The sequence below is a fragment of the Paractinoplanes globisporus DSM 43857 genome (assembly GCF_000379645.1).
In the GTDB taxonomy this organism is placed as follows: Bacteria; Actinomycetota; Actinomycetes; order Mycobacteriales; family Micromonosporaceae; genus Actinoplanes; species Actinoplanes globisporus.
Map to the genome: position 1 here is coordinate 1 of NZ_KB903350.1, position 24,542 is coordinate 24,542.

The following is a 24,542-nucleotide window of genomic DNA, read 5'->3' on the forward strand; positions in this document are numbered from 1 at the left end:
ACCCGTTCGCCGCTCGAGTACCCCCGAAAGGGCCTTTCCGCTCGACTTGCATGTGTTAAGCACGCCGCCAGCGTTCGTCCTGAGCCAGGATCAAACTCTCCAACAAAAACTTGGAAAACTGTCCCGGCAACAAACAAATGTTGCCAAAGGAATCCAAGCCGGAACAAACCGGCCAGGGTATAAAACAATTGGCACTGGCTTTACAAGCACCCTGTTGAGTTCTCAAAGAACAACCACACCCGAAGCAAAACCGCCCTCGGGGCACTCGTTTAACTTTACTCTCGCTTTACCGCTTCGTCAAATCCGGTAAATCTCCCGGAAATGCGCAGCCAAAAAGCTCGAGTCCCCGCGAAACAACGCCGCGAACCATACATGATGATCCGCCGAACGATTTCGTGGGGGTTGCCCCAGAACGGCCGGCCCGGCGGCCCGAAAGCCTCCGCGTCGCTCGCCCGTCTCCCTGGCGGCTCGTAAACAGTACAGTGGCCCGCACCCGGCTGCCAAATCGGCCCGCTGCGAGCCGGGTCACAGCGGGCCGAATGCGGAACGACCTTGAGAAAGCCCAGGTCAGGCCGAGTATTCGACGCCGGCGAAGGACTTCTTGCCGCGGCGCAGCACGAGGAATCGGCCGTGCAGCAGAGCGGACGCCGGCGGCACCGCCTCCCCGTCGGTGATGCGCTCGTTGTTCAGGTACGCGCCGCCCTCGGCGATCGTCCGCCGGGCCTCGTTGGCACTCGCCACGAGACCGGTCTCCTTGAGCAGCGTCGCCACGGACGGGAGCTCACCTCGTACGGGCAAGAGACCTGTCTCACCCAACGCGGAGCGCAACGTGGCCGCGGAGAGTGAGTCCAGCGAACCTCGTCCGAAAAGAGCCTGGCTCGCCGTGACCGCCTGGGCGGACTCCTCGGCGCCGTGCACCAGCGTCGTGATCTCCTCGGCCAGCGCGCGCTGCGCCAACCGGGCCTGTGGGCGGTCGGCCGTCGCCTTTTCCAGCTCCTCGAGCTCCTCGCGGGTCTTGAAGCTGAAGTAGCGGAGGTACTGGTTGACGTCGCGGTCGTCCGCGTTGATCCAGAACTGGTAGAACGCGTACGGGGAGGTCATGGCGGGGTCGAGCCAGACCGCGCCGCCCTCGCTCTTGCCGAATTTCGTGCCGTCGGCCTTGAGCACGAGCGGAGTGGTGAACGCGTGCACCGGCCCGGCGCCGCGACGGCGCACGAAGTCGACGCCGGCCGTGATGTTCCCCCACTGGTCGGAGCCGCCGTACTGCAGCTCGCAGCCGTGCCGCACGTGCAGCTGGTAGAAGTCGTTCGCCTGCAGCAGCTGGTAGCTGAACTCGGTGAAGCTGATGCCGGTCTCGAGGCGGTTGCGCACCACGTCGCGGGCCAGCATCTTGTTGACCGGGAAGTGCTTGCCGACGTCCCGCAGGAACTCGATCACCGAGGTCGGGCCGGTCCAGTCGAGGTTGTTGACCAGCTCGGCGCCGTTCGCGCCCTCGTAGGTGACGAACGGGGCCAGCTGCTCGCGGATGCGCGCGACCCAGCCGGCGATCACCTCCGGCGGGTTCAACGAGCGCTCGCTGGACTCGCGCGGGTCGCCGATCTGGCCGGTGGCGCCGCCGACGAGCAACAGCGGCTTGTGCCCGCCCTGCTGGAGCCGGCGGGCGGTCATCACCTGCATGAGGTGGCCGACGTGCAGGGAGGCGGCGGTGGGGTCGAAGCCCACATAGAAGGTGATGCCCGGCCCGTCCAGCCGCTGCCGCAGCTCCTCAAGATGAGTCGAGTCCTGGATCAGCCCACGCCACTGCAGGTCGTCTACGAGAGTCACACCGGCGATTCTCCCGCACCCGCCGGTGCGCATCACACCGGGTTTAGCCATGCTGTACGGATGAGTCGCCTGGGTAGCGCCACCGCGCCGATCGACATCTCGAAGAAGAAGGCCGAGGCCCGCCTCGACGAGGCGCAGAAGCGCCTGCTCCGGCTGCGCCTCATTCTCGGCGGCCAGATCGGCGAGAAGCGCATCGGGCCGCCGCTCACCTGTGTCTTCGAGGGCTGGGACGCGTCCGGCAAGGGCGGGGCGATCAAGCGCCTGGTCGCGCCGATCGACCCCCGGCACGTGCGGGTCTCGCAGTTCGCGGCGCCCACGTACGACGAGAAGCGGCACCACTTCCTGTGGCGCTTCTGGCCGAAGCTGCCGGGCTGGGGCGGCATGTCGGTGTTCGACCGCTCCTGGTACGGCCGGGTGCTGGTCGAGCGGGTCGAGGGCTTCGCGACCGAGGAGCAGTGGAAGCGGGCGTACAACGAGATCGTCGAGTTCGAACGGACCCTGGTCGCCGAGGGCATGATCATGGTCAAGTTCTGGATGCACGTCTCCCCGGAGGAGCAGCTGCGCCGCTTCGAGGACCGCGCGCAGGACCCGCTGCGTACCTGGAAGCTCACCGACGAGGACTGGCGCAACCGGGAGAAGCGCCCGCTGTACGAGGCCGCGGTCGAGGAGATGCTGGAGCGCTGCGACCCGACCTGGGCGCGCTGGCGGGTGATCCCGGGCGACGACAAGCACTACGCGCGGTTGGCGGTGGTCGAGGCGGTGTGCGACGCGATCGAGGAGGAGCTGACCAAGCGCGGGCACCAGATCTAACCGGCCTGCTCCCCCGCCGATACCGTTCCTTCCCCTCGCGGAGATCACCGTTGGCAGGGTGACCGCCCTGATCCGCCGCGACCCCCTTCGCTCGCTGCGCCTGCTGTTCCTGGTGTCCATGCTGTGCGTGAGCGCGCTCGCGCTCGTGCAGGCCGCCACGTCCCACGCGGGCTGGGACGTGATGGTGGTCGTCGTCGGCGTGCTGGCCGCGCTCCTGCTGCTGCGGGCCGACGAGTTCGTCCGCGGGCGGCTCGTCCCGTTCCCGGTCGACCTGCTGGAGCTGATCGCGGTCGGCGCGATGCTGGTCAAGCTCGGGCAGAGCGACCCGGTGCTCGGCCCGGTCTACTTCCTGCTGCTGTTCCGGGCCGCGACCGGCAGCCTGCGCCGGCTGATCCCGATGATCGCCGGGTACATCGTGGTGTGCCTGGCCGGCTCGCTGATCGCCGGCATTCCGCTGGTCATCGGCGTCTTCTTCGGCATGCCTCTGGTGTCGCTGGTCGTCTACGGCATGCGGACGTTGCTGCTGCGCCTTCGCGAGGAGCAGCGCCGGCACACGCAGATGATCGACGACGTGCTGACCCGGCTGCCGTTCCCGGTGCTGGCGGCCGACGCGTCCGGCGGCGTGGTGCTCGCGAACCCGGCCGCGTCGGCGTTGACCGGCCCCCTCGACGAGCTGCGCGCGACCCGGGCCGACGGCACCCCCGTGGACCTGCCGAGGCTGGCGGCCGGGGAGTCCGGCCTGGAGCTGCGGCTCGTTCGGGGCGACGGCAAGGTGGCGCAGGTCGTCGCCGAGACCGTGCCGGCCGCGCACGGGACGATCGTGGCGCTGCTCGACGTGACCGCGCAGCGCGGCTACGAGGAGAAGCTCGAGCACGCGGCGTTCCACGACCCACTGACCGGGCTGCCCAACCGGGCGCTGCTGTGGCGGCGGTTCGCGGTGGCGGCGGACGGGCCGTACGCGGTGCTGCTCGTGGACCTGGACGGATTCAAGGCCATCAACGACACGTACGGGCACCTGGCCGGCGACGACCTGCTGTGCCGGATCGCCGAGCGGCTGCGGCACGTGTGCGGCGCGGACGCCACGGTCGCGCGGCTCGGTGGCGACGAGTTCGCGGCCCTGCTGCCGGCGTCCGGCCGGGAGCGGGCGGAGGCGGTGGCCGCCGCCGTCCATCAGGCCCTGGCCTGGGAGATTCCGCTGGCCACCGGGCCCGTGCGGGTCGGCGCCAGCGTCGGGTTCGCTCTCGGCGGGCCGGGCCTCTCTCCCGACGACGTGCTGGCCGAGGCGGACGCCGCGATGTATCTCCAGAAGCACGCCCGCCTGTCGGGCCGTTAGGCCCGGGGCGACCCACCGGGACAGCCCGGCGGCGGACGACGGCCCGGATTGGGACGGCCCGGAAAGCGCCAGGCAAGGACCGTCTTTTCTGCGGTTGGGGCGTGGTGAGCCTCGTACGATATCGGGATTAAAGCTTGCGGCCGACGGCGCCGAAGAGGGACGCCTCGAGGGGCGAAGCGTGTTCCTCGGCCTCGGGGTCGGGGCGCCATTCGCCGATCGCGACCGCGCCGGGGGAAACCATTTCGAGGCCGGTGAAGAATTCTGCGAACTCGGCTCGGGTGCGGGGGTGGACGTCGGAGCGGCCGGTTCGCAGGGACTCGTCCCAATTGGCCTTGAGCTCGGGCGTGAGGAAATCGGTGGTCGCGCACGACATCACGAGATGGCTGCCGGAGGGAAGCGCCTCGAGCAGCGTTTGCACGATGGAAACCGCTTCCTCCTGGGCGGGCAGGAAATGGACGACCGCGACCAGGATCAGGCCGACCGGTTTCGAGAAGTCGAGAATTTCCGCCTCGGCCAGGATTTTCGCCGGGTTGCGGAGGTCTTCCTCGAGGTAGCGGGTCTCGCCGTCGGGGGTGCTGGTCAGAAGCGCCCGCGCGTGCGCCATCACCATCGGGTCGTTGTCGACGTAGACGATGCGGGCGGTGGGGGCCACCCGCTGGGCCACCTCATGGGTGTTGTCGGCCGTCGGCAGGCCGGTGCCGATGTCGAGGAACTGGCGGATTCCGGCCTCGCCGGCCACGTAGCGCACGGCCCGCTGGAGGAAGGCGCGATTGGCCCGGGCGGCGATGCGGGCCGCGGGGTACGACTTCGCGAGCAGGTCCCCGGACTCCCGGTCGGCCGCGAAGTTGTCCTTGCCGCCGAGCCAGTAGTTGTAGCGCCGGGCGGGGTGGGCCACGCCGGTGTCGAACCTGTCGCTCATGGCCGCCGATTCTAGGGGAGACGCGGCCCTTGAGGATCATGACGTTTTTGGCATTCACGAAGAGCGATCAAGCGCCTACTCTGTGTCCCACTGGGAATCTCGCACAGGAATTCTCAAAAGGAGCGCGCATGTCGGACTCCGGGTCGACCGTTCCCCGCCGCCAGGTGGGCCGGCTCATGCGGCAGCTCCGCGAGCAGGCCGGCATCACGCTGATGGCCGCGGCCGAGGAGCTCGAGTTCTCCCGCGCCCGGATGTACCGGATCGAGAACGGCGAGGTCCCGGTGCGCAAGCACGACGTGATCGCCATGTGCGGCGTCTACCGGGCCACGCCGCAGATGACCGAGGTGCTGATCGGGCTCGCGCAGGCGTCGAAGGCGAGGGGGTGGTGGCACGCCTACGGCGACGTCGTCCCGGGCTGGTTCGAGCTGTACGTCGGGATGGAGCAGGCCGCCAGCCGGTTGCGCTCGTTCTCGCCCAGCGTGATTCCGGGCCTGCTGCAGAGCCGCGAGTACGCCGACTGGGTCTTCCGCGCCTGGACCGGGAACGACGAGGCGGCCGTGCGCAACGCGGTGGCCGTACGGATGGAACGTCAGTCCCTTCTGACCCGGCCGTCGGCGCCGATGCTCGACGTGATGGTCGACGAGGGTGTGCTCCGCCGCTCCATCCCCGACCGGCTCGGTATGCGCAAACAACTCGCCCATCTGGTCAATGTTTCGACCCGTCCGAACGTCTGCGTCCGGGTGATCCCGTTCTCGGCCGGCCCGCACCGCGCCGCGAGTTCCGGACAATTCACCATCCTCGATTTCCCAGCGGTCGGCGCCGCGTCGCCCGAACCGACAACCATCTACTGCGAGAACCTCACCGGAGCGCTCTACCTCGATAAACTCGCGGAGGTGGAGACGTACGAATCGATCTGGATCGAACTCGAAGCGACCGCCCTCGGCCAGAGCGAGTCGGACGATCTCATTCACGCGATCATCAAGGAGAGCGATGAGTGACCTGTCCGGTGCCGTCTGGCACAAGAGCACCCGCAGCGGCGGCAACGGCGGCGACTGCGTCGAGGTCGCCGTGAACCTTCCGGAGGTCGTGGCCGTACGAGATACCAAGGACCGCGACGGCGGCGCGCTGACCTTCAGCCACGTCGAATGGCAGGCCTTTCTCGACGGCGTGCGCGACGGAGAGTTCGACCGTCTTCATTAGAAGTCCGTGATCGTTGTCTTAAGGGCTCTTTAGCTCGCGGGCACGGCATCGAAGGTGCACCCATAGTGAACGGGCGCTGTCCCCTGCCCGCTACCGAAGGTGCCCCCGTGTCGCTGCCCACCGCCGCCCGTCTCCGTTACACGCTGGTGGCCGGGGCGACCGCCGTGGTGATCGGCACCGGATTCACGGTCATCGGCCTGAGCCGGCACGCGGAGGCGGAACCGACTCCGGCGGCGGCGGTCGCCTCGGAGCTGCCGTCGGAGGAAGCCACCACGCCCTCCCCGTCGATCACGGAAGCGCCCACCCCCAGCGCCACTCCCACCCCCAAGAAGACGACAACCTCTCCCAAGCCTCGCAAGACGACGACCGCTCCGAAGAAGACGAAGACGACCGCCCCCGTCCCCTCGACCGGCGACAACGTGCTGGACGCGGTCCTCCAGCACATCAACGCCGCCCGCGCCGACGAGGGCCTGGCCGCGCTGACCCTGGACACAAAGCTCTCGAAGGCCTCCGCCCTGCACACCCAGCTGATGATCAACGGCTGCGGGTTGGAGCACGAGTGCCCCGGCGAGAAGGGTCTCGGCGACCGCTTCAGCGCTCAGGGCGTCAACTGGAGCTCGGCGGGCGAGAACATCGGCTTCGGCTCGAGCGGTTCCAGCGAGGCGGCAATCATCAGAGCCGCCAATGGTCTGACCGACAGCATGCTCGCCGAGAAGCCCCCGAACGACGGCCACCGCAAGAACCTGCTGAACACCGGCTTCAAGCGCATCGGCCTGAGCATCGTCCGCGATTCCAAGGGCATCACGTGGATGACCCAGGACTTCGTCAATTAGGCCTGCCCTAGAGTGCTGCGGTGGCCAAGATTCTGAGTTCCCTCTTCGGCAAGTTGAGACGCCCCGCCCCGGCGCGCCCTCGCCCTCCTCAGCATTTGCCCAGGCCCCGCAGCGGCCGCCACCTCGAGTACGCCCCCAACCTCGACGGCGACGCCGACCCCGGCGAGATCGTCTGGACCTGGGTTCCCTACGAGGACGACCCCAGCCAGGGCAAGGACCGTCCCGTTCTGGTGGTCGGCCGCCACGGCGCCGACGTCTACGGCCTCATGCTCTCCAGCAAGAGCGAGCGCGACGGGCAGCGCAACTGGTTGGCCCTGGGCCCCGGACCGTGGGATCGCGACGGCCGCCCGAGCTGGATCCGTCTCGACCGGGTGCTCGACATCGACGGCCACGGCATCCGGCGCGAGGGCGCGATCCTCGACCGCCCGCGGTTCGACGAGGTCGCCGCCAAGCTGCGCCGGGACTACGGCTGGGAATGATCGGCCGGATAGTTTTGTGCCATGAGTGACGGCGTCATGGTGGGCTTCGGCGGCAAGCAGGCGTGGCTGGCGGTGGCCGGGGACGACCCGGTCGCGGTGATCGAGGCGCTCGGTCTGCGCGATCTCGGGCCGGTGCCGTGGCGGGAGGGCATCGACCTGGCGCACCTGACCGACGACCGGGTGGCGGTGACCCCGCCGCTGCCCGGCGCGCGCGACATCGGGTGGATCCTGGCGACCGGGCGCCGGTTCCTGGCCACGGGCGTCGATGTCGTCGAGCTCTCCGCGACGCTCGGCACCGAGGTGCAGTTCTTCGCGACGCACCGGGTGACCGAGCTGCACCGCTGGCAGCGCGCCGTGAAGGGCGAGCCGGTCCGCACGTTCGGCTACGTCGGGCAGAGCGGCGAGGTGACCTCCTGGCACGGCGAGCCCGGCCCGGCCGAGCGGGAGATCGGGCTGCCCGCCGAGCTCGACGAGGACGCCACCGTTCTGGTGGGTGAAAAGGACGTGCTCAGGGTCGCCGATGCCTGGAGCATTGACCCGACGACGTTGACCGGGCGGCCGGCGCCCGGTCCATTGCGGCTCGGCGCGACCGACTGAAAGAGGCCAACCGATGCGCAAGTACGTGATCATGGGCGTCCAGGGCAGCGGCAAGGGCACCCAGAGCGAGCTGCTCTGCGACGACCTCGACCTGGTCCACATCGCCGTGGGCGACATCTTCCGCTGGCACGTGCAGAGCCACACCAAACTGGGCGCCCAGGTCCGCCGCATCATGAACGCCGGCGACCTGGTCGGTGACGACATGGTGGAGAAGGTGGTCCGCGAGCGGCTCGACCAGCACGACTGGAACTTCGGCTTCGTGATCGACGGCTTTCCCCGCAACGGCCGGCAGGCCGAGTTCTTCATGGAGAGCTACGACATCGACGGCGTCATCCATCTGGAGCTTCCCGAGGACGAGGTGCGCCGGCGGGTGCTCAGCCGCCGCCTCTGCCCCAACTGCGGCATGGACTACAACCTGATCGCCGACCGTCCCGAGGTCGAGGGCCGCTGCGACATCTGCGGCCACGAGCTGATCACCCGCGCCGATGACACCCCCGAGGCCCTCGATGCCCGGCTGCGCGACTACAACGAGAAGACCCGGCCGGTCCTGGAGCTCTTCCGCCGCAAGGAGTTCGTGCACGACATCGACGCCCGCCCACCGGCCGACGAGGTCCAGGCGAAGATCCGTGCCGCGCTCAACCTCCCGCCCTACCAGCCCAAGCGGGACTGAGCCGCTCCGGCGCCGCGTTCGTGAGGCTGCGCCGCACCCGCGGGGCCGGGCCCGGCCGCCCCGGCGACAGGTGGTAGCGGGCCAGCCGGTACCGCACCTGGCGCGCGGTGGTGCCGGTGAGCTCCGCGATCTGCGCCACCGAGAACCCCTCCCGGACGTACCAGTCGCGCAGCAGGTGCTCCGGCAGCGGATCGTCCGGCGACCCGACCACGAAGTAGCTGCGGCTGGGCCGCAGCACCGACGCGGTGACCAGGCGCTCCCGGATGGCGTCCGGCGGCAGGCCGAGCTCGGTGGCCAGCCGGGCCGCGACCATCCCCGCCCGCCACAGGGCGACCAGCTGCCGCTGCTCGACCAGGGGCCCCGGCGCCGTGATGCCGTACCGCCGGAGCCAGGAGTAGCCGGCCGCCCGGCTGAGCCCGAGCAGCGGTCCCACCTTTGCCGGCGGCACTGCCTCGTCGAGGACCCACCGCTGCAGAAGATCAGGATCGGGTCGCATCAAGCACCCCCTTATGGGGAAAAATCGTCCCATGCTGGATGTTTGCCCGATAATGATTGTCGCGAAACAAGCTCTTCCGGGTGTGTGCTTGGCTGGACGCCGTGAACCCGGACTACCCCTGGCTGCACCTGCCCGCGACGGCCGTCGACGAGGCCGCCCGTGAGCTGCTCGGATGGCATCTCACCGCCAACGGCGTGACCGTGCGCCTGACCGAGGTCGAGGCCTACAGCGGCCTCGGTGAGGACCCCGCCAGCCACGCCCATCGCGGCCCGACCGCCCGCAACGAGGTCATGTTCGGCCCGGCCGGACGCCTGTACGTCTACCAGATCTACGGCATGCACTTCTGCGCGAACGTGGTCTGCGGCGAGCCCGGGCGCGCCGCCGCGGTCCTGCTGCGGGCCGGGGAGGTCGTCGCCGGCCTCGAGACGGCGCGGCAGCGACGGCCGGCCGCCCGCAAGGACAGCGGCCTGGCCGCCGGTCCGGCCAAGCTGATGCAGGTCCTGGCCCTGAACCGCGCGGCCAACGACACCTCGGTGATCGACGGCACCGGCCCCGCCACACTGACCCCCGGTTCGTCGCCGGCCGGCTCGATCGCGGCCGGTCCGCGGGTGGGCGTCACCTCGGCCCTCGACGTCCCGTGGCGCTTCTGGATCGCCGGCGACCCCACTGTGAGCACGTACCGCCGGCACACGCCACGCGTCCGGGCCTGATCACCGGCACCGTTTGGCTGCGCTCTCCGGCGGTATCCGAATAGCGTCCACAACCGTGATCCCGCATCGTTGGCTGGTCGTCTGCAGCGCCTTGTCCTCGGCCGGCATGGTCTGGTCCGCGGTGCTCATCGGCGGCCTGCTGGCGGGCGTACGGCTGCTGCCGTCACCGGTGGCGGTGGGCGTGGCCGCCGTGCTTGCCGTGCCCGCCGTGACAGCCGGAATCATCGGCAACCGCTGGTACTACCGCACGACCCGGCCGCGTACCCGCTGGAGCCTCACCTCGTGGGTACCGCCGCACGTCCCGCACTGGGCGTCGATGCTGGCCGGCGTCATCTTCTTCGCCTTCTGGCTGGCGGTCGTGGTGGCCTTCGCCGGCCTGGACGGCAACGCCGAGATGCGCGACGGCCAGTACGTCCTGTCCGACAACGGCCGCGTCACGGTCATCACCCAGGCCGACTACGAGCGCCAACTTGACCACGAACAGCAGATCTCGCTCGGCGTGCTGGGCGCCCTGGCCATCGGCGGCACCTTCATGACCGGCGCGGTGCTGACCCACCACGCCGCGCCGGAGCCCACCCACACTCAGTCCGCCGGAATGCCTCTGGCCTGACGTTCGCCGGCGGCCGGGCCGTCCAGCAGGGTGCGGATCGATTCGAGGCGGCGAGCCACCTCGGGCCGCTCGGCACGCAGCCGCGTGAGGTCGGTCCGCAGGTCGAGCAGTTGCGACCACAGCAGGCCGCGGCCCGCTTCGAGCAGTTCCAGCGAGCGGTCTCTGGCCCCGGTCGCCAGCGCGATCGCGGCGGCGTCCGGCGGAATCGCCGCCCAGCCCGCCAGCACGAGCTCCCGGCTGTCGCGGCCGATGCCACGCCAGACGGCCAGCGGTAGCAGATCGACCGCCGCGGCGTACCCGGCGAGCGCGCCATGCAGGTCGCCGGCGCGAGCCGTGCTCTCGCCCCAGTCGCGCGCGGCGTGGATGCGCACCCCGGCCGGCGCCGCGGCCGAGGCCGCCGCCTCCCGCCACGCGGCGACGGCCTCCGCCAGGTCCATCGGATCACCGGTCTCCCGGTGCCGCAGTTCCAACCTCCGCCCGAGATTGACCCGGTACGACGCGGCGGACGGATCCCGCACGTCGGTGGCGTCGATCGCGGCGCGGGTCAGTTCCACGGCCTCGTCCAGGTCGCCCGGCCGGCGGTCTCGCTCGAACCGTTCGCGCAGGCCGTTTCCGAGGTTCGACATCATCCCGGCGCGCCGGGTGTGGTCGGCCGGAAGGGCGGCCAGCGCCTCCCGCCAACCGGCGACGGCGGCGTCCAGATCCCGCCGGTCGCCGTGCCGCAGGTACCGGTCGAGGCGGCTGAGAGACAGGTTGGAGATCCGGCCCGGCCGGTCCGGGTCGTCCGGGAGTGTCGCCTCGATCGCCTGACGGCCGATGTCGACGGCCTCCTCCAGATCGGACGGCCGGCCGGTCCGGCCCGCCAGCTCCCGGAGGGCGAAGCCGAGGTTGGACAGGTACAGCCCGCGACTTGGCTGATCCGGCGCGGCGACTGTGATGGTCGCCCGCATCACGTCGATCGCCTGGAGCAGGTCGGCCACCTCGTCGGTGACCGAGAACCGGGTCCACAGGCCCAGACCGAGATTCGCCAGGCGGGCGGTTCGCTGCGAGTGCCCCTCCGGGGTGCCGTCGACGGCCGCCCGGCCCAGCGTGACCGCCTCGTCGACGTCCTCGCCGCGGCCGAACCGCTCGAACCGGGTCTGGAGGCCGAGCGCCAGATTCGCCTGGTAGAGCGCCCGGTCGTCGGGTCGGGGCGCGGCGGCCACCGCCTCCCGCCACCGCGTGATGGCCTCGTCGACGTCCTCGCCCCGGCCGAACCGCTCGAACCGGCCGAGCAGGGCGAGGGCGAGATTCGACCGCTGCTGGGGGCCCGCCGCATACCCGGGTTCCGTCGCGCGGACGGCCTCGAGGCACGTCGCCACCGCCTCGGCCAGGGTCGCCTCGTCGCCCGTGCGCTCGTAGGCTGTCAGCAGCGCCATGCCGAGTGCCGATCGGCGTTCCCGCCACGCCGAGTCGGCCGGGCCGGTGGCCGCGCAGACCTCCCGCCCGATGTCGATGGCCTCGGTCAACGCATTCGGCGTCCCGAACCGTTCGAACAGCAGGAACAGGATGGCGCTGAGGTTGCTCAGGCCGGCCCGGTGCAGGCTGTCGTCCGTCGTGGCGGCGGCGACGGCGGTCCGGCCGGTCGTCTCCGCTTCTGCGAGCGCTTCGGTGTCGCCGCCGTGCTCGTACGAGGTCCGCAGCGCGGTGCTGAGGTTCAGCCAGTACAGCGCGGGGTCGCCGGTGTCGGCCGCCCGGTGCAGGCCGATCGCCTCGGCCAGGTCGGCCGGGTCGAGGAAATGCTGGAACCGGTGGCGCAGGGCCATGGCCAGCAACGACCGGCGCCCGGCGGCGCGGGGATCCGACGGTTCGGTGGCGGCGATCGCGCGCCGGCCCGCGTCGACCGCGGCGTCCAGGTCGGAACGCTCGCCGGTGTGCCGGAACCGCAGCGTGAGCCCGCTGCCGAGGTTCGAGAGGACGCCGGATCGCCGTCGGTCGTCCGTGCTCAGTGACGCGAGGGCGCTCTCCCACAGGGCGATCGCCTCGGCCAGGTCGGCCGGGTCACCGGCCTCGGCGAACCGGTCACGGAGGGCGAGGCCGAGGTTGGACTGACGCCCCACACGGTTCGGGTCGTCGTCAGGCGTCAGGTCCAGCGCCTTGCGAGCCGCCGCGACGGCCTCGGTGAGGTCGTGTGGGTTTCCCTCGCGCCGGAAGCGGTCGCGCAGGGCGATCGAAAGGTTGGTGAGGTCCGCGGCCTTCATGGCGAGAGCGTGGTCACGGCCCCGTGTGCGCGAACGGGGTCCACATGCTCGGCCACTCTCGGCGTCTGGCGCGCAGCTTGCGTACGGCGTGGTGCAGCGCCTCGGCCGCGTCGTCGGCGTGCAGCACCCCGTCGCGGGTGATGGCCTGGTAGACCTCGCGGGCAACCTCGGCGGCCTGCTTGTCGTGGACCGACCACAGGGTGGCGATGACGTGCCGGTAGCCGGTGTAGTGCAGGGCGGCCGCGAGGGTGATCGCCTCGTCGGGGAGGTCGGTCCCGCCGACCGCCGTCTTGCAGCCGGACAAGTACGCGAAGTCGCCGTGGTACTGCTGCGCGCTGAGGTCGGTGACGGTCAGCACGCCGTCCGCCACGAGGACTCCGCCGTGCGAGGGATCGTCCAGGTTCTGCTCGGCGTGGGAGGCGAAATGCACCCAGCCGTGGGTGAGCAGTCCGGCCAGGACGGTTTCGCGCTTGGCCTGCTTTCCGATCAGCGGGGTGCAGCGGTCGCCGAAGAGCCCGGTGACGAGCTTCTCCTCGGTCAGCACGCTGGGCAGCGTCGCCTGGCCCGGTGTCTCCGGAACGCCGACGAAGAGCATCCGGTCCGAGCCGGCCGGACGTGATCCGGTGGCGGCACGGGCCTCGACCAGCGCGCGGAGCGTCGGCGTGTAGGACGAGATCACCCGGTCGAGCACCGCCTCCCCTGGCGTCCGATGGTCGCCGGCGGCGTGGATCGGCAGCAGCGTCAGTGCGCCGGTCGGGCACCACCAGACCCGGGGCCAGGCGTCGCCGGCCGGCGTCGCGGTGTAGCCGAGACGGTCGAGGATCCTGGCCGCGAACGCGTCCCACATCCACCGCAGGCAGCGCTCGAGCGCACCCTCGACGGCATCGGAGTCGACGCCGCGCTCCGTCTCGTCCTGCCGCGCCTCGACCGCGTCCAGATAGGCCCGGGTCTGGGCGGCCACGTCGTTCTGGTCGAGGTCGGGCAGCTCGACGACCTGCACGCCGGAGCTGGTCACGACGAGGGCGTCGCATCGCCATTGGCTGACGTTGAGGATCACCACCGGGCCGCCGGTCGCGGCCGGCAACAGCGACGACAGCCGCGGCGGGCGGAGAAAGTCCTCGAATCCCGGCAGGTCGCGCACCTGGGCGACGAGTTCATCCCACTCCCGGGCGAGCGCCATCCGGCTGTCGACGTCCTGGGCTACCCGGTCCGGCATCATCGCCCCATCAAAGCGGAGACGGCCACCGGCAGACACCGCCCAAAAAACTGAACCCGTCCGGCTAGGTCGCGGGCATCCTGCGGTAACGGGAGGCGACGATGAGCGCGATCGGCCAGTTCTACTCGCTGCTCGGCACGGTCCGGGTGGCGCGGTTCCGGCTGCTTCACCACCGGCCGAGCCTCGACCGGGCGATCGGCCACCTCGAGCGTTCCGCCGCCGGCCTGCCGGTCGGCCATCCGGATCGGCCGCTGAATCTGGCGACGCTCAGCAACTGCCTGCTTTGGCGGTACGAGCTCACGTCCGACCCGGCGGATCTCGACGGCGCGGTCGACCGGTTGCGGGAGGCCGTCGCCGCGCCCGGACTTCCCCCACGGGAGCGGGCCGCCCACCATGGTGATCTCGCGGCGGTGCTGCGGGCCCGCTTCGTTCTGTACGGCGAGCGGCCCGATCTTGACGAGGCGATCGCGGCGGCCACGGACGCGGTCGAGCACGCCGACGACCCGGCCTCGGCGATCACCAACCGGGCCCTCGCGCGGCTGGCCCGTTACGAGCTCACCGCCGGCCTGGACGACCTGCTCGGCGCCCTGCACGATGCCCGGACACCGGTGCGCGGCCCGATCGCGGCCGCGCTGCATCGCGGTATGCGGCTGGGCGTGCTCGTCGACGCCCTCGGCTCCCGCTATCAGTACACCGACGACCCCGAGGACCTGGACGCGGCGATCTCCGCGGGCCGGGAGGCGCTGGCGACGCTGTCCCGAGTGGATCCGAACCGCGCGGCCTACGCCACCGAGCTCAGTCTCGTGCTGCGGCTGAGCGACGATCCCGCCCGGCACACCGAGGCGGTCGAGGCGGCCGAGGAGGCGCTGCGGGACAGCCCGCCCGAGCACGTGGACCGCGCGTACCGGCAGAGCACGCTGTCGATGGCCCTCCTGGCCCGGCATCTGTCCACCGGCGACCGGGACGATCTGCGGCGCGCGCGGGAGATGGCGGGCGAGGCGCTCGCGGCGGGCACCGAGCTGAACCGCCCGATGCTGCTGCAGAGGGCCGGGCTGATGGCCGCCCGCTGGTTCGACGTCACCGCCGACCCCGCGGCGCCGGCGGAGGGCGAGCGGGCGATCCGCGCGGCGCTCGCGGCCACCCCCGCCCACCACCCGATGCGGGAGGCGCTGGCCGTCCAGCTGGCCGACCTGCTCATGCGCAATCCGACCGCGACAACGCGCCCGGCGGCGAATGCGAGCCCGGCCGACGAAGCCCGGCCCGACGACGGCGCGCGCCAGGCCGAGGCCCGAGAGATCCTGCTGGCCGCGGTCCGCCGCCCCGGCCCCGCATTGTCGATGCACAGCGCCCTGCGCGCCGCCCGCCGCCTGAGCGAACTCTGCGCGGAGACCGGCGACGCCGAGAACGCCCTTCTCGGCTACCGCCACGCGATCGAGCTCCTGCCCACCGCCGCCTGGCCGGGCCTGCGCCGAGCGGTCCGCGAGTCCCGCTTGGCCGAGGCACCGCGGGCCACCGACGCGGTGGCCCTGGCCCTCAACGCCGGCCACCCCGAGGAAGCGGTCGAACTGCTCGAGGCCGGCCGCTCGGTCCTCTGGTCCCAGCAGCTCGATCTGCGCACCGACCTGACCCGCCTGCGCGCCGCCGCGCCCGACGTGGAGGGACGGATGAACGCGATCCGCGGCTGGTTCGAGCGTCCGAGCGTCGCCGGACGTGAGGCTACGTCCGGCTCCCCGTCGTCTCCGGCCCGGCGAGGCGCTGGGCGAACCACACCGGAATCACCGACAGCACGATGAGGATCGCCGCCACCACGTTGACCACCGGCGCCTGGTTGGGCCGGAAGAGGTTGTTGAAGATCCAGATCGGCAGGGTCGTGATGCCGGGCCCGGCGGTGAACGTCGTGACGATGATCTCGTCGAAGGAGAGCGCGAAGGCCAGCAGTCCACCGGCCAGCAGCGCCGACCGGATCAGCGGGAACGTCACGTACCGGAAGGTCTGCCCGGGCGACGCCCCCAGATCGGCCGACGCGTCCTCGAGACTGGTGCCGGTCCGCCGCAGGCGGGCCAGGACGTTGTTGTAGACCACCACCACGCAGAACGTCGCGTGGCCGACGATCACCGAGAACAGGCCCTTGCCGAGGCCCAGCGGCTCGATCACCGAACGCCAGGCCGAGTCCAGCGCGATGCCGGTGACGATGCCCGGCAGGGCGATCGGCAGGATGATCAGCAGGGAGAGCGTGTCGCGCCCGAAGAACTTGAAGCGCTGCACGGCGAAGGACACCATCGTGCCGAGGATCAGGGCGATGGCGGTCGCGCCCAGCCCCGCCTTGATCGACGTCCACAGGGCGTCCCGGGCCCCGGAGTTGTTCCAGGCCGCCGACCACCACCGGGTGGTGAAGTCGTGCGGCGGCCAGGCGAACGTGCGGTCCCCGTTGAACGAGTTGACCAGCACCAGCAGCAGCGGCACGTAGATGAAGACCAGGCCCAGGAACATGAAGGCGCGCAGGCCCCAGCGGGCCCAGGGCGACAGCGTCACAGCTCCTCCAGCGCACCCGAGCGGCGGACGGCGATCAGGTAGACGACCATGATGGCGACCGGGACGGTGGCCAGCGCGGCCGCGAACGGCAGGTTGTTGGCGGCGCCGATGTTCGCGTAGACGACGTTGCCGATCAGCTGGGTCTTGCCGCCGACGATCTGGACCGTGATGAAGTCGCCCAGCGACAGCGAGAACGTGAAGATCGACCCGGCGAAGATCGACGGCACCAGGATCGGCAGAACAATGGCCCGGAACGTACGCCCGGCGCGGGCGCCCAGGTCGGCCGACGCCTCCAGCATCGAGTCGGGCAGGCGCTCCAGCCCGGCGTAGATCGGCAGGATCATGTACGGCAGCCACAGGTACGACAGCACCAGGATCACGGCGAACAGCCCGTAGCCCGGCCCGTTCCCCGGCCCGCCCAGCAGCCAGTCGACCGGGCCTCCGTTGGCCAGGAGCACCCGCCAGGCGTACGCCTTGACCAGGTAACTCGCCCACAAGGGCGTGAGAATCGCGATGACCAGCCAATGCCGATATTTCGGCGAGGCGACCTTGGCCATGAAGAACGCCATCGGCACCGCCAGCACCACGCAGATGGCGGTCACCGCGGCCGCCACCCCGACGCTGCGCAGCGCGACGTTCCGGTAGACCTGCTCGGTGAACAGCGTGCGGAAGTTCTCGACGGTGAACACCTTGACGAGGTCGCCGGTGAAGGTGTTGACCGACCAGAACGCCGAGATCAGCAGGACGGCCAGCGCGCCGAGGTAGGCGACGACGAGCCACAGCACCGGGGCCGAGAGCAAGCCCGCGAGGCGCAGCTTGGGGTGGCGGTGGAGGAAGGAGGCGGCCTGGCGGCCGCCCCCCTTCGTGGTTACGGTCAAAGCCCTTAGCCCTTGATCGTCGTCCAGGCCTGGGTCCAGGCCGAGTAGTCCTTGCAGGTCACGTCCTTGCGTCCGTCGAGGCACTGCGCGATCGGCGTGGTCCAGTACCAGACGTTGGAGAAGTACGCCTCGTCGTCGGCGTGGAACGTCTTGCAGAAGTTCTTGTCGGAGGTCTGCTCGCAGGCCAGCTTGTTGGACGGCGCCTCACCGAACCACTCCGCGACGGCGGCGTTCGCCTTCGGCGAGATGATGTGGTTCATCCACAGGTACCCGCAGTTCGGGTGCTTGGCCTTCGACGAGATCATCCAGGTGTCCGACCAGCCGGTCGCGCCCTCGCTGGGCAGGATCGCCTCGACCGGCGCCTTGTCGGCCTGGGCCAGGTTGGTGATGATCTGCCAGGTGGTGCCGAGCACGGAGTTGCCGGCCTTGAACGCCTGCACCTCCTTGGTGTAGTCCGACCAGTACTCGCCGATCATCTTGTTCTGCTCGGTCAGCAGGTCGGTGGCCGCCTTGAACTGGGTGTCGTCGAGCGCGTACGGGTTCTTGATGCCCAGCTCCGGCTTGGTCTTCATGAGGTAGAGCGCCGCGTCGGCAATGTAGATCGGCGAGTCGTACGCGGTGATCTTGCCCTTGTACGGCGAGCTGGGATCGAAGACCGCGCCCCACGAGGTCGGCGCGGGCTTGACCACGTCGGTGCGGTACATCAGCAGGTTGGCGCCGCGGCCGTGCGGGATGCCGTAGGCCACGCCGTCGACCGAGTTCCACTGCTTGTTCTTGAGGCCGTCGAAGACGTCCTTGTAGTTCGGCACGAGGTCGGTGTTGACCGGCGCCACGTCCCCGCCGTAGATCAGGCGCAGCGACGCGTCGCCCGAGGCCGAGACCACGTCGTACTCGCCGGTCTTCATCAGCGTGACCATCTCGTCCGAGGTGGCCGCGACCTTGTTGTTGACCTTGCAGCCGGTCTCCTTCTCGAAATCGGACACCCAGTCGACGCTCTTGTCGGTGGAGCCGTCCTCGACGTACCCGGCCCAGGAGATGATGTTGACCTCGCCCTCGCCGCTGCCGAGCGACGCCAGCTTGTCGATCTTCGGGACGGAGATGCCGCCCGGGCCGCTGCCGGTGCTGCCGCCGCTGTCACCGCCACCGCAGCCGGCGAGCACGAGAATGCCCGCCGCCAGCGCCGCTGTAAGGACTCTTCCGCTATAGCGCATCTGCGTTCTCCTTTGAACTGGGGATCTCGATGACGTGCTCTTCCAGCCAGGTCAAATGGACCGGTTTCCCCCGCAGTTCGGCCAGCGCCGCGGTCCCGGTGCGCTGGTTCTGCTCGACGACCGTCAGGCGGGCGCCCGCGTCGAGGTCGACGACGTAGCGCGTGACCGGTCCGGCGTAGATCACTTCGGCGACCGTGCCCGGAATGCCCGCCTCGGCAAACGAGATCTTCTCGGGGCGTACGGAAAATGTCCCCTTTTTTCCGAGGAGCGCTTCCGCCACCGAGCCGATCAAAAGATTGGATGTCCCGACAAATCCGGCAACGAACGATGTCGCCGGCTGCTCATACACCGCCTCGGGCGTGCCCACCTGCGCGATCCGCCCGGCGTCGAAGACCGCCACCCGGTCGCTCATGGTCAGGGCCTCGTCCTGATCATGGGTCACGAAGACGAACGTGATGCCGACGTCCCGCTGGATCTGCTTGAGCTCCACCTGCATCTGCTCGCGCAGCTTGAGGTCGAGCGCACCGAGCGGCTCATCCAGCAGCAGCACCTTGGGCCGGTTCACCAGGGCGCGCGCGAGAGCCACGCGTTGCCGCTGCCCGCCGGACATCTCGCTCGGCTTACGAGATTCAAAACCTTCCAGCCGTACGGAGGAAAGCGCGCTCCGGGCACGTTCGCGCCGTTCCCGCCGCGGCACCCGGCGCACTTTGAGGCCGTATTCGACGTTCTCGACGACCGACATGTGCGGGAACAGCGCGTAGTCCTGGAAGACCGTGTTCACGTCGCGCTCGAACGGCGCGAGCCTCGTGACGTCGCGCCCGGACAGCTCGACCGTGCCGCCGGTGGGCAGCTCGAAGCCGGCGATCATCCGCAGCACCGTGGTCTTGCCGGAGCCGGACGGGCCGAGCATCGAGAAGAACTCGCCGTCCGCGATCTCCAGGTCGATCCCGGCGACCGCCTCGACGGCCCCGAACGACTTACGCAGTTCCGTCAGCTTGATTGCCGGCGTGCTCATCAGGCGCTCACCGTCACGAATCGGAGTTCGGTCATCTCGTTCACCGCGTACGCGGGTCCTTCCCTGGTGTTGCCCGCGTCCCGCAGCCCGCCGTACGGCTGCTGGTCGGCGCGGAACGTCGGCACCTGGTTGATCAGCACGCCGCCGAACGCGAGCTCGCGCGCGGCCCGCAGCGCGGCGCCGATGTCGGCGGTGAAGATCCCGGCCTGCAGTCCGAAGTCGCTGTCGTTGGCGAGCGCGATCGCCTCGTCCAGATCGGCGTACGGCGTCACGGTGATCACCGGCCCGAACACCTCCTGGCGGTAGACGTCGAGGTGGCGGGGTGGATCGGCGACGACGGCCGGGGTCAGCAGCGTCCCCCGGCGCACTCCACCGGTGACGTCGGCGCCCGCGGCTCGGGCGGCGGCCAGCCAGCTCTCGACGCGCTCGGCCGCCGCGCCGGAGATGAGCGGCCCGACCTCGGTGCCCTCGGCCAGCGGGTCCCCGACGACCAGGGTCGCGACCGCCGCCCGCAGACCGTCCAGCAACTTCTCGTAGATTTCGTGACTCACCAGGACGCGCTGGGTCGAGATGCAGCTCTGACCCGAGTAGGAGAAGCCACCGAGCCGCACGGCGGAGATCACCCGGTCCAGGTCGGCATCCGGCTCGACGATCACCGGCGCGTTGGAGCCGAGCTCGAGCAGCACCCGCTTGCGCGGCGCCGTGTCCTGGATGCGGCGGCCGACCGCGACGCTGCCGGTGAAGGTGACCAGCGCCGGGCCGGGGTGGGCGACCAGCGGCATGCCGGCGTCCGCGCCGGTGCCGGTCACCACCGAGATCCAGTCGGCCGGCAGCCCCGCCTCGACGAGCAGGTCGACCAGGCGCATCGCCGACACCGGGGTCAGCTCGGCCGGCTTGAGCACGACCGGGCAGCCGGCCGCGATCGCCGGCCCGAGCTTGTGCGCGACCAGATTGAGCGGGAAGTTGAACGGGCTGATCGCGGCGACCACGCCGATCGGGTGCCGCAGCGCGAACCCGAGCCGGCCCGCGCCGCTCGCCGAGGCGTCCATCGGGATCACCTCGCCGCCGAGCTTGCGCGCCTCGACCGCCGAGAAGCGCAGCGTGTCGACGCAGCGCGCGGCCTCCCCGCGCGCGTCCCGGATCGGCTTGCCGGCCTCCCGGGCGATCGTCACCGCGAACTCCTCGGTGCGCTCGGCCAGCAGTTCGGCCGCCCGCTCGAGGACCTCGGCCCGCCGGTGCTGCGGGAAGTCCCCGCGTTCCAGCGCCGCCGCGGCGGCCGCCACCGCCTCGGCGACGTGGTCGGCGCCCAGGGCCGGTACGCGCGCCACGGGCGCCCCGTCATAGGGGCTGAGCACCTCGATCCACTCGTCGGCGCTCACCGCCCGCCCACCTATCCGGGCCGGTATCTGCATCACGGAGACCTCCCGGGTGGGCGCAGCGTGTTGCAGGACACCGTAGGGGCACTGGCCGATGGACGTAAATGGATGCCCGTACAGTTCTTACGCGCGTGAGTTGTGCAGCCGTACAGTCCGCGCGTGACCCTGCGCCTCTCCGACGTGCTCGCCGACCCCGATCTGAGCCTCCGGCTGGCCGACGGCGACCCCGCGTCGCTCAATCAGCCGGTGCGCTGGTGCGCCGTCACCGAGCTGGCCGACCCGCGCCCGTTCCTCTCCGGCGGCGAGCTGATCCTCACCACCGGGCTGAGCCAGCTCGACGAGGCGCAGCAGCGGCAGTTCGTGGCCCGGGTCGCCGCCGGGCGCGCCGTCGGGCTCGGTTTCGGCATCGGCCTCACCCACGACCGCATCCCGGCCGCCACGCTGGCCGAGGCCCGCGAGCGGCGGCTGCCGGTGCTGGAGATCCCGTACGCGACGCCGTTCATCGCGGTCGACCGGTTCGTCGCCGACCGGGTACTCGAGGAACAGTACGGCCGCTTCGCCGACCTGCTCGACGAGCACGACACCCTGGCCCGGGCGTTGCTGTCGGGCCGCGGCCTGGGCGCGCTGATCGGGTCGCTGCACCAGATCCTGGGCGCGCCGGCCATGGTCGTCGACGTGTACGGCCGGGTGCTGGCGACCGCCCCGGCCAGCGCGGCCTGGCCCGTCGAACAGATCCTGTACGCGGCCCGGGCCGGCGTCCCGGGCGACTCGCCCATGGCGGTTCCGGTGAGTGTGGAAGACAGCGTCATCGCGTACCTCTGCTGCCGCAGGCCCCGGCGCTCGGCGGATGTGATGCCCTATGCCGTGAGTCTCGTGGGTCTGGAACTTGCCCGCCGTCAGGCGGAGCTCGCCGGCAAGCGACGGCTGGCCGGGCAGGTGCTGGAGGACCTTGTCCGCGGGACGATCGGCGGCGCCGAGGCCGAGCGGCGGCTCTCCCCGTTCGGGATCCGCGCCGACGACGAGCACGCGCTGATCGTCGCGTCGGCCGAGAACGACCTGCGCAAACGCCTGGTCGCGAGCCCGCCGATGTCCGGCGCGACCACCGCCGTGCTGGAGGACTGCCTGATCGCCGTCCTCGAGCCCGGCCAGTCCACCCGCGAGGCCGCCCTGCTGCTGCAGGACTACCTCAGCCGGCACGGCTCGGACGTGCGCGTCGGCATCGGCGGCTGGTATTCGGGCATGACCGGCCTGCGGTGGAGCTACTACGAGGCGCACGAGGCGATGAACCGCGGCTCCGGCATCAACGAGCGCGAGCAGATGAGCCTCTCCGGCCTGCTCGTGGCCAGCGAGGACGTGCCGCTGCGCGACCTGGCCCAGGAGGTGCTGCGCCCGCTGCGCGACTTCGACGCCGCCCACGCCGGCTCGCTGGTCGCCACGTTGCGCGCCTACCTCGACGCGGACGGCTCGGTGGCCGCGGTCGCGACCCGCCTGATCGTGCACCGCAACACCGTGCGGTACCGCCTCGAACAGATCGAGCGGCTGACCGGCCGGTCGCTGGCCCGCACGGCCGACCGGGTGCAGCTCTGGCTCGCCCTGGCCGCCTCAGACCTTCTGCGGTAGCCGCACGGTGACGGTCGTCCCGGTCGACTCGTGCGAGGTCAGGGCGATGGTGCCGCGGTGCAGCTCGACCACCACCCGGCACAGCGCGAGGCCGAGACCCGACCCGGGGATGCCGGTGTGCCGGGCGTTGACCCCGCGGTAAAGGCGGCGGAACAGTTTCGTCTGCTCGACCGCCGGGATGCCGGCCCCGCAGTCGGTGACGGCGAAGACCGCCGTCTCGGCGTTCTCGGCCAGCGAGACGGTCACCACCGCGTCCGGCGGGCTGAACTTGATGGCGTTGCCGATCAGCGCGTCCGCCACCTGCCGCAGCCGGGCGTGGTCGCCCGGCACGGTGATCTGATCCAGCCTGCTCGCCGTCACGGTGACGCCCCGCGCCGTGGCGGCCTCCTTGACGGAGTCGCCGACCAGCGCGGTCAGATCGACCGCCTCGCAGGCCAGCGGGATGTGCCCGGATTCGAGCGAGGCCAGGTCGAGCAGTTTGTCCACCAGGATCCGCAACCGGTCGCTGTTGCGGTGCACCACCTCGAACAGGTCGCGCACCTCGCCGAACGGGGTGTCGTCCGGGGTCTCGGCGATCAGGTCGATGTACGAGCCGATCGAGGTGAGCGGGGTGCGCAGCTCGTGGCCCGCGAGGGACATGTACTCGTCGGTCGCGGCGGCCAGGTGACGCGACAGCCCCTCGGCCCGCTGATGCTCGTGGACGACGCCGATCACCGCGGCGATGGCGGTCAGCAGCAGCCCCAGCGCCGGGTCGGGGTCCTGCCGGCTGCGGGAGACGAAGGTGACCGCGCCGATCACGCGGCCGCCGCTGCGTACCGGCACGGCCCCGCCCGACCTATATTTCGTGGCCGCCAGGACCTGGGGCGGGATGCGCACGTCCGAGGAGTCGACGTCGGGCACCCAGATCAGCTCGCCGCGTTCCCAGCACTGACCGGCCAGCCCCTGGCCTCGCACGAAGCTGCTCGGCAGCGGCAGCGGTGGCTCGCCGGCGTCGGTGTGCGCGGCGACCAGGCGCAGCCGGTCGGTCACCTCGTCGACCAGCCAGAGCCGCAGATAGGCCCAGCCCATCGTGGTGCCGATCGCGGTCAGGAGGCGGTCGGCGGTGCCGGGCGCGTCCGGGTCGGTGGCCAGCACCCGCAGCACCGCGTCCTTGCATTCCTCGTACTGCCGGGTGCGATGGCCGGCGGTGATGTCGTGCGCGGCGCTGACCGCGGCGACGATCGTGCCGTCCTCGTCCCGCACCGGCCGGGCGTTGACGGTGAAGCAGAGGACGCGGCCGTGGGGGTCGTCCGCCAGCAGCGTGGCCTGGTCGACGTTCTCCCCCCGCAGGGCCACCGTCACCGGCCAGCGCTCCTCGGGCAAGGGGGTCCCGTCGCCCTTACGGACCCGCACCTGGGCGCCGACCGCGCTCAGCCGCGCACCGGGCTCGGACAGGCCGAGAGCTTCCCGCATCGCCCGGTTGACCAGCAGCATCCGGCCGTCGGTGCCGAACGCGATGACGCCGGTGTCGACGCAGTCCAGCACGGCGTCGAGCATCGCGCGGCTGTGTGGCACCGGCGCGATGGCGGCGAGGTAGCCGCGCAGGGACTCGGTGAGCGCGGGCACGCTGAACGGCTTGGCGACCACACCGACCGCGCCGGCCGCCGCCAGGCTCGGGTCGCCCGGAAGGAGGAACCCCGTGATGAGCACCACCGGGGTGGCGGCGAGCTCGGGCGCCTCGCGGATCGCCGCGCAGAGTTCGATCCCGCTCATCCACGGCATGTCGACGTCGGCCACCACGAGGGCCGGCCGGCGCTCGCGTACGAGGTCAAGGGCCCGCGCCCCGTCGGAGGCAACGACGACGTCATGGCCGAGTCGGCGGACGACCTCGGCGACGACTCGTTGGTGATCTTCGTTGTCCTCCGCCAGCACTACTAGCGCCACAACAATCATCCTAATCGGGATAAATCCCAATGTTTGGGCATTGGGCGATC

Annotated in this window: 23 protein-coding genes and 1 rRNA gene; 12 read left to right on the forward strand and 12 right to left on the reverse strand. The window is 70.9% G+C overall.

The annotated features are described in order from the left end of the window. A 16S ribosomal RNA gene (locus A3CQ_RS0144445) occupies positions 1-106 on the reverse strand; the annotation flags it as partial. Positions 107-567: 461 nt separating this feature from the next. Beyond that, complete coding sequence (gene tyrS, locus A3CQ_RS0144450) at positions 568-1,824, reverse strand: tyrosine--tRNA ligase (protein WP_020517435.1); 1,257 nt, start codon at positions 1,822-1,824, stop codon at positions 568-570. 60 nt (positions 1,825-1,884) lie between these two features. On the opposite strand from tyrS, the gene A3CQ_RS0144455 reads away from it, so the two are divergent. Both A3CQ_RS0144455 and A3CQ_RS63870 read left to right on the forward strand, forming a co-directional pair. Continuing rightward, complete coding sequence (locus A3CQ_RS0144455) at positions 1,885-2,634, forward strand: polyphosphate kinase 2 family protein (RefSeq protein WP_020517436.1); 750 nt, start codon at positions 1,885-1,887, stop codon at positions 2,632-2,634. A gap of 58 nt (positions 2,635-2,692) precedes the next feature. Continuing rightward, positions 2,693-3,967 (forward strand): diguanylate cyclase domain-containing protein, encoded by a 1,275-nt coding sequence (locus A3CQ_RS63870; RefSeq protein ID WP_020517437.1) that lies wholly within the window; start codon positions 2,693-2,695, stop codon positions 3,965-3,967. 127 nt (positions 3,968-4,094) lie between these two features. On the opposite strand, the gene A3CQ_RS0144465 is transcribed toward A3CQ_RS63870, so the two are convergent. Further along, entirely contained in the window at positions 4,095-4,886 is a 792-nt protein-coding gene (locus tag A3CQ_RS0144465) for an SAM-dependent methyltransferase (RefSeq protein ID WP_020517438.1), read from the reverse strand. A gap of 128 nt (positions 4,887-5,014) precedes the next feature. Here A3CQ_RS0144465 and A3CQ_RS0144470 point away from each other — a divergent pair, with 128 nt between their 5' ends. From A3CQ_RS0144470 to A3CQ_RS0144495, 6 genes are all read left to right on the forward strand, one after another. Then, a complete protein-coding gene (locus A3CQ_RS0144470) occupies positions 5,015-5,884 on the forward strand; it encodes a helix-turn-helix domain-containing protein (protein WP_020517439.1) in 870 nt (289 codons plus the stop codon). Beyond that, the gene (locus tag A3CQ_RS0144475) at positions 5,877-6,086 is read left to right on the forward strand and encodes a DUF397 domain-containing protein (RefSeq protein WP_020517440.1); all 210 of its coding nucleotides are present in this window, start codon (positions 5,877-5,879) and stop codon (positions 6,084-6,086) included. Before A3CQ_RS0144470 ends, A3CQ_RS0144475 begins: the two co-directional genes overlap by 8 nt. Before the next feature lie 107 nt (positions 6,087-6,193). Beyond that, positions 6,194-6,919 carry a CAP domain-containing protein gene (locus A3CQ_RS0144480; RefSeq protein ID WP_020517441.1) on the forward strand — a complete coding sequence of 242 codons (726 nt, stop codon included), beginning with the start codon at positions 6,194-6,196 and terminating at the stop codon, positions 6,917-6,919. Positions 6,920-6,939: 20 nt separating this feature from the next. After that, the gene (locus A3CQ_RS0144485; RefSeq protein ID WP_026206886.1) at positions 6,940-7,398 is read left to right on the forward strand and encodes a type II toxin-antitoxin system PemK/MazF family toxin; all 459 of its coding nucleotides are present in this window, start codon (positions 6,940-6,942) and stop codon (positions 7,396-7,398) included. 21 nt (positions 7,399-7,419) lie between these two features. After that, the gene (locus A3CQ_RS0144490; protein WP_020517443.1) at positions 7,420-7,995 is read left to right on the forward strand and encodes a hypothetical protein; all 576 of its coding nucleotides are present in this window, start codon (positions 7,420-7,422) and stop codon (positions 7,993-7,995) included. A 13-nt stretch (positions 7,996-8,008) separates the two neighbouring features. After that, complete coding sequence (locus tag A3CQ_RS0144495) at positions 8,009-8,665, forward strand: adenylate kinase family protein (RefSeq protein WP_020517444.1); 657 nt, start codon at positions 8,009-8,011, stop codon at positions 8,663-8,665. On the opposite strand, the gene A3CQ_RS0144500 is transcribed toward A3CQ_RS0144495, so the two are convergent. Beyond that, the gene (locus A3CQ_RS0144500) at positions 8,631-9,161 is read right to left on the reverse strand and encodes a beta/alpha barrel domain-containing protein (protein ID WP_020517445.1); all 531 of its coding nucleotides are present in this window, start codon (positions 9,159-9,161) and stop codon (positions 8,631-8,633) included. The two genes, A3CQ_RS0144495 and A3CQ_RS0144500, sit on opposite strands and share 35 nt — an antisense overlap. 101 nt (positions 9,162-9,262) lie before the next feature. Between A3CQ_RS0144500 and A3CQ_RS0144505 the strand changes: the two genes are divergently transcribed. Both A3CQ_RS0144505 and A3CQ_RS56235 read left to right on the forward strand, forming a co-directional pair. After that, on the forward strand, positions 9,263-9,871 hold the full coding sequence (locus tag A3CQ_RS0144505) for a DNA-3-methyladenine glycosylase (protein WP_020517446.1): 609 nt from the start codon (positions 9,263-9,265) through the stop codon (positions 9,869-9,871). 55 nt (positions 9,872-9,926) lie between these two features. Further along, a complete protein-coding gene (locus A3CQ_RS56235) occupies positions 9,927-10,481 on the forward strand; it encodes a hypothetical protein (RefSeq protein ID WP_211216805.1) in 555 nt (184 codons plus the stop codon). Here A3CQ_RS56235 and A3CQ_RS56240 read toward each other — a convergent pair. Beyond that, positions 10,454-12,721 carry a hypothetical protein gene (locus tag A3CQ_RS56240; protein WP_020517448.1) on the reverse strand — a complete coding sequence of 756 codons (2,268 nt, stop codon included), beginning with the start codon at positions 12,719-12,721 and terminating at the stop codon, positions 10,454-10,456. The two genes, A3CQ_RS56235 and A3CQ_RS56240, sit on opposite strands and share 28 nt — an antisense overlap. A 13-nt stretch (positions 12,722-12,734) precedes the next feature. Further along, the gene (locus A3CQ_RS56245; protein ID WP_157297106.1) at positions 12,735-13,937 is read right to left on the reverse strand and encodes a CHAT domain-containing protein; all 1,203 of its coding nucleotides are present in this window, start codon (positions 13,935-13,937) and stop codon (positions 12,735-12,737) included. Positions 13,938-14,038: 101 nt separating this feature from the next. Here A3CQ_RS56245 and A3CQ_RS0144525 point away from each other — a divergent pair, with 101 nt between their 5' ends. Next, complete coding sequence (locus A3CQ_RS0144525) at positions 14,039-15,730, forward strand: hypothetical protein (RefSeq protein WP_020517450.1); 1,692 nt, start codon at positions 14,039-14,041, stop codon at positions 15,728-15,730. Here the strand turns inward: A3CQ_RS0144525 and A3CQ_RS0144530 are convergent. The 5 genes from A3CQ_RS0144530 to A3CQ_RS0144550 are packed head-to-tail and all read right to left on the reverse strand — an operon-like array spanning position 15,654 to position 20,985. After that, positions 15,654-16,469, reverse strand: coding sequence for an ABC transporter permease (locus tag A3CQ_RS0144530; RefSeq protein WP_020517451.1), 816 nt, complete (start codon positions 16,467-16,469; stop codon positions 15,654-15,656). The genes A3CQ_RS0144525 and A3CQ_RS0144530 overlap by 77 nt on opposite strands. Continuing rightward, a complete protein-coding gene (locus A3CQ_RS0144535; protein WP_020517452.1) occupies positions 16,466-17,347 on the reverse strand; it encodes an ABC transporter permease in 882 nt (293 codons plus the stop codon). The genes A3CQ_RS0144530 and A3CQ_RS0144535 overlap by 4 nt, the downstream gene beginning before the upstream one ends. A gap of 5 nt (positions 17,348-17,352) precedes the next feature. Continuing rightward, positions 17,353-18,558: an ABC transporter substrate-binding protein gene (locus A3CQ_RS0144540; protein WP_026206887.1), complete on the reverse strand. Its 1,206-nt coding sequence runs from the start codon at positions 18,556-18,558 to the stop codon at positions 17,353-17,355. Beyond that, positions 18,548-19,573 (reverse strand): ABC transporter ATP-binding protein, encoded by a 1,026-nt coding sequence (locus tag A3CQ_RS0144545; protein WP_020517454.1) that lies wholly within the window; start codon positions 19,571-19,573, stop codon positions 18,548-18,550. The genes A3CQ_RS0144540 and A3CQ_RS0144545 overlap by 11 nt, the downstream gene beginning before the upstream one ends. After that, entirely contained in the window at positions 19,573-20,985 is a 1,413-nt protein-coding gene (locus A3CQ_RS0144550; protein WP_040434118.1) for an aldehyde dehydrogenase family protein, read from the reverse strand. The genes A3CQ_RS0144545 and A3CQ_RS0144550 overlap by 1 nt, the downstream gene beginning before the upstream one ends. Positions 20,986-21,108: 123 nt before the next feature. On the opposite strand from A3CQ_RS0144550, the gene A3CQ_RS0144555 reads away from it, so the two are divergent. After that, the gene (locus tag A3CQ_RS0144555) at positions 21,109-22,569 is read left to right on the forward strand and encodes a PucR family transcriptional regulator (protein WP_026206888.1); all 1,461 of its coding nucleotides are present in this window, start codon (positions 21,109-21,111) and stop codon (positions 22,567-22,569) included. On the opposite strand, the gene A3CQ_RS0144560 is transcribed toward A3CQ_RS0144555, so the two are convergent. Beyond that, positions 22,552-24,492, reverse strand: coding sequence for an ATP-binding protein (locus A3CQ_RS0144560; protein ID WP_169516371.1), 1,941 nt, complete (start codon positions 24,490-24,492; stop codon positions 22,552-22,554). The two genes, A3CQ_RS0144555 and A3CQ_RS0144560, sit on opposite strands and share 18 nt — an antisense overlap. Positions 24,493-24,542 lie beyond the last annotated feature (50 nt).

Coding starts and splice junctions, on each gene's coding strand:
- A3CQ_RS0144475 (WP_020517440.1), top strand. CDS start 5,877: ATGAGTGACCTGTCCGGTGCCGTCTGGCACAAGAGCACCCGCAGCGGC.
- A3CQ_RS56245 (WP_157297106.1), bottom strand. CDS start 13,937: ATGCCGGACCGGGTAGCCCAGGACGTCGACAGCCGGATGGCGCTCGCC.
- A3CQ_RS0144540 (WP_026206887.1), bottom strand. CDS start 18,558: ATGCGCTATAGCGGAAGAGTCCTTACAGCGGCGCTGGCGGCGGGCATT.
- A3CQ_RS0144525 (WP_020517450.1), top strand. CDS start 14,039: ATGAGCGCGATCGGCCAGTTCTACTCGCTGCTCGGCACGGTCCGGGTG.
- A3CQ_RS0144490 (WP_020517443.1), top strand. CDS start 7,420: ATGAGTGACGGCGTCATGGTGGGCTTCGGCGGCAAGCAGGCGTGGCTG.
- A3CQ_RS0144545 (WP_020517454.1), bottom strand. CDS start 19,573: ATGAGCACGCCGGCAATCAAGCTGACGGAACTGCGTAAGTCGTTCGGG.
- A3CQ_RS0144495 (WP_020517444.1), top strand. CDS start 8,009: ATGCGCAAGTACGTGATCATGGGCGTCCAGGGCAGCGGCAAGGGCACC.
- A3CQ_RS0144500 (WP_020517445.1), bottom strand. CDS start 9,161: ATGCGACCCGATCCTGATCTTCTGCAGCGGTGGGTCCTCGACGAGGCA.
- A3CQ_RS56240 (WP_020517448.1), bottom strand. CDS start 12,721: ATGAAGGCCGCGGACCTCACCAACCTTTCGATCGCCCTGCGCGACCGC.
- A3CQ_RS0144550 (WP_040434118.1), bottom strand. CDS start 20,985: ATGCAGATACCGGCCCGGATAGGTGGGCGGGCGGTGAGCGCCGACGAG.
- A3CQ_RS0144470 (WP_020517439.1), top strand. CDS start 5,015: ATGTCGGACTCCGGGTCGACCGTTCCCCGCCGCCAGGTGGGCCGGCTC.
- A3CQ_RS0144455 (WP_020517436.1), top strand. CDS start 1,885: ATGAGTCGCCTGGGTAGCGCCACCGCGCCGATCGACATCTCGAAGAAG.
- A3CQ_RS0144465 (WP_020517438.1), bottom strand. CDS start 4,886: ATGAGCGACAGGTTCGACACCGGCGTGGCCCACCCCGCCCGGCGCTAC.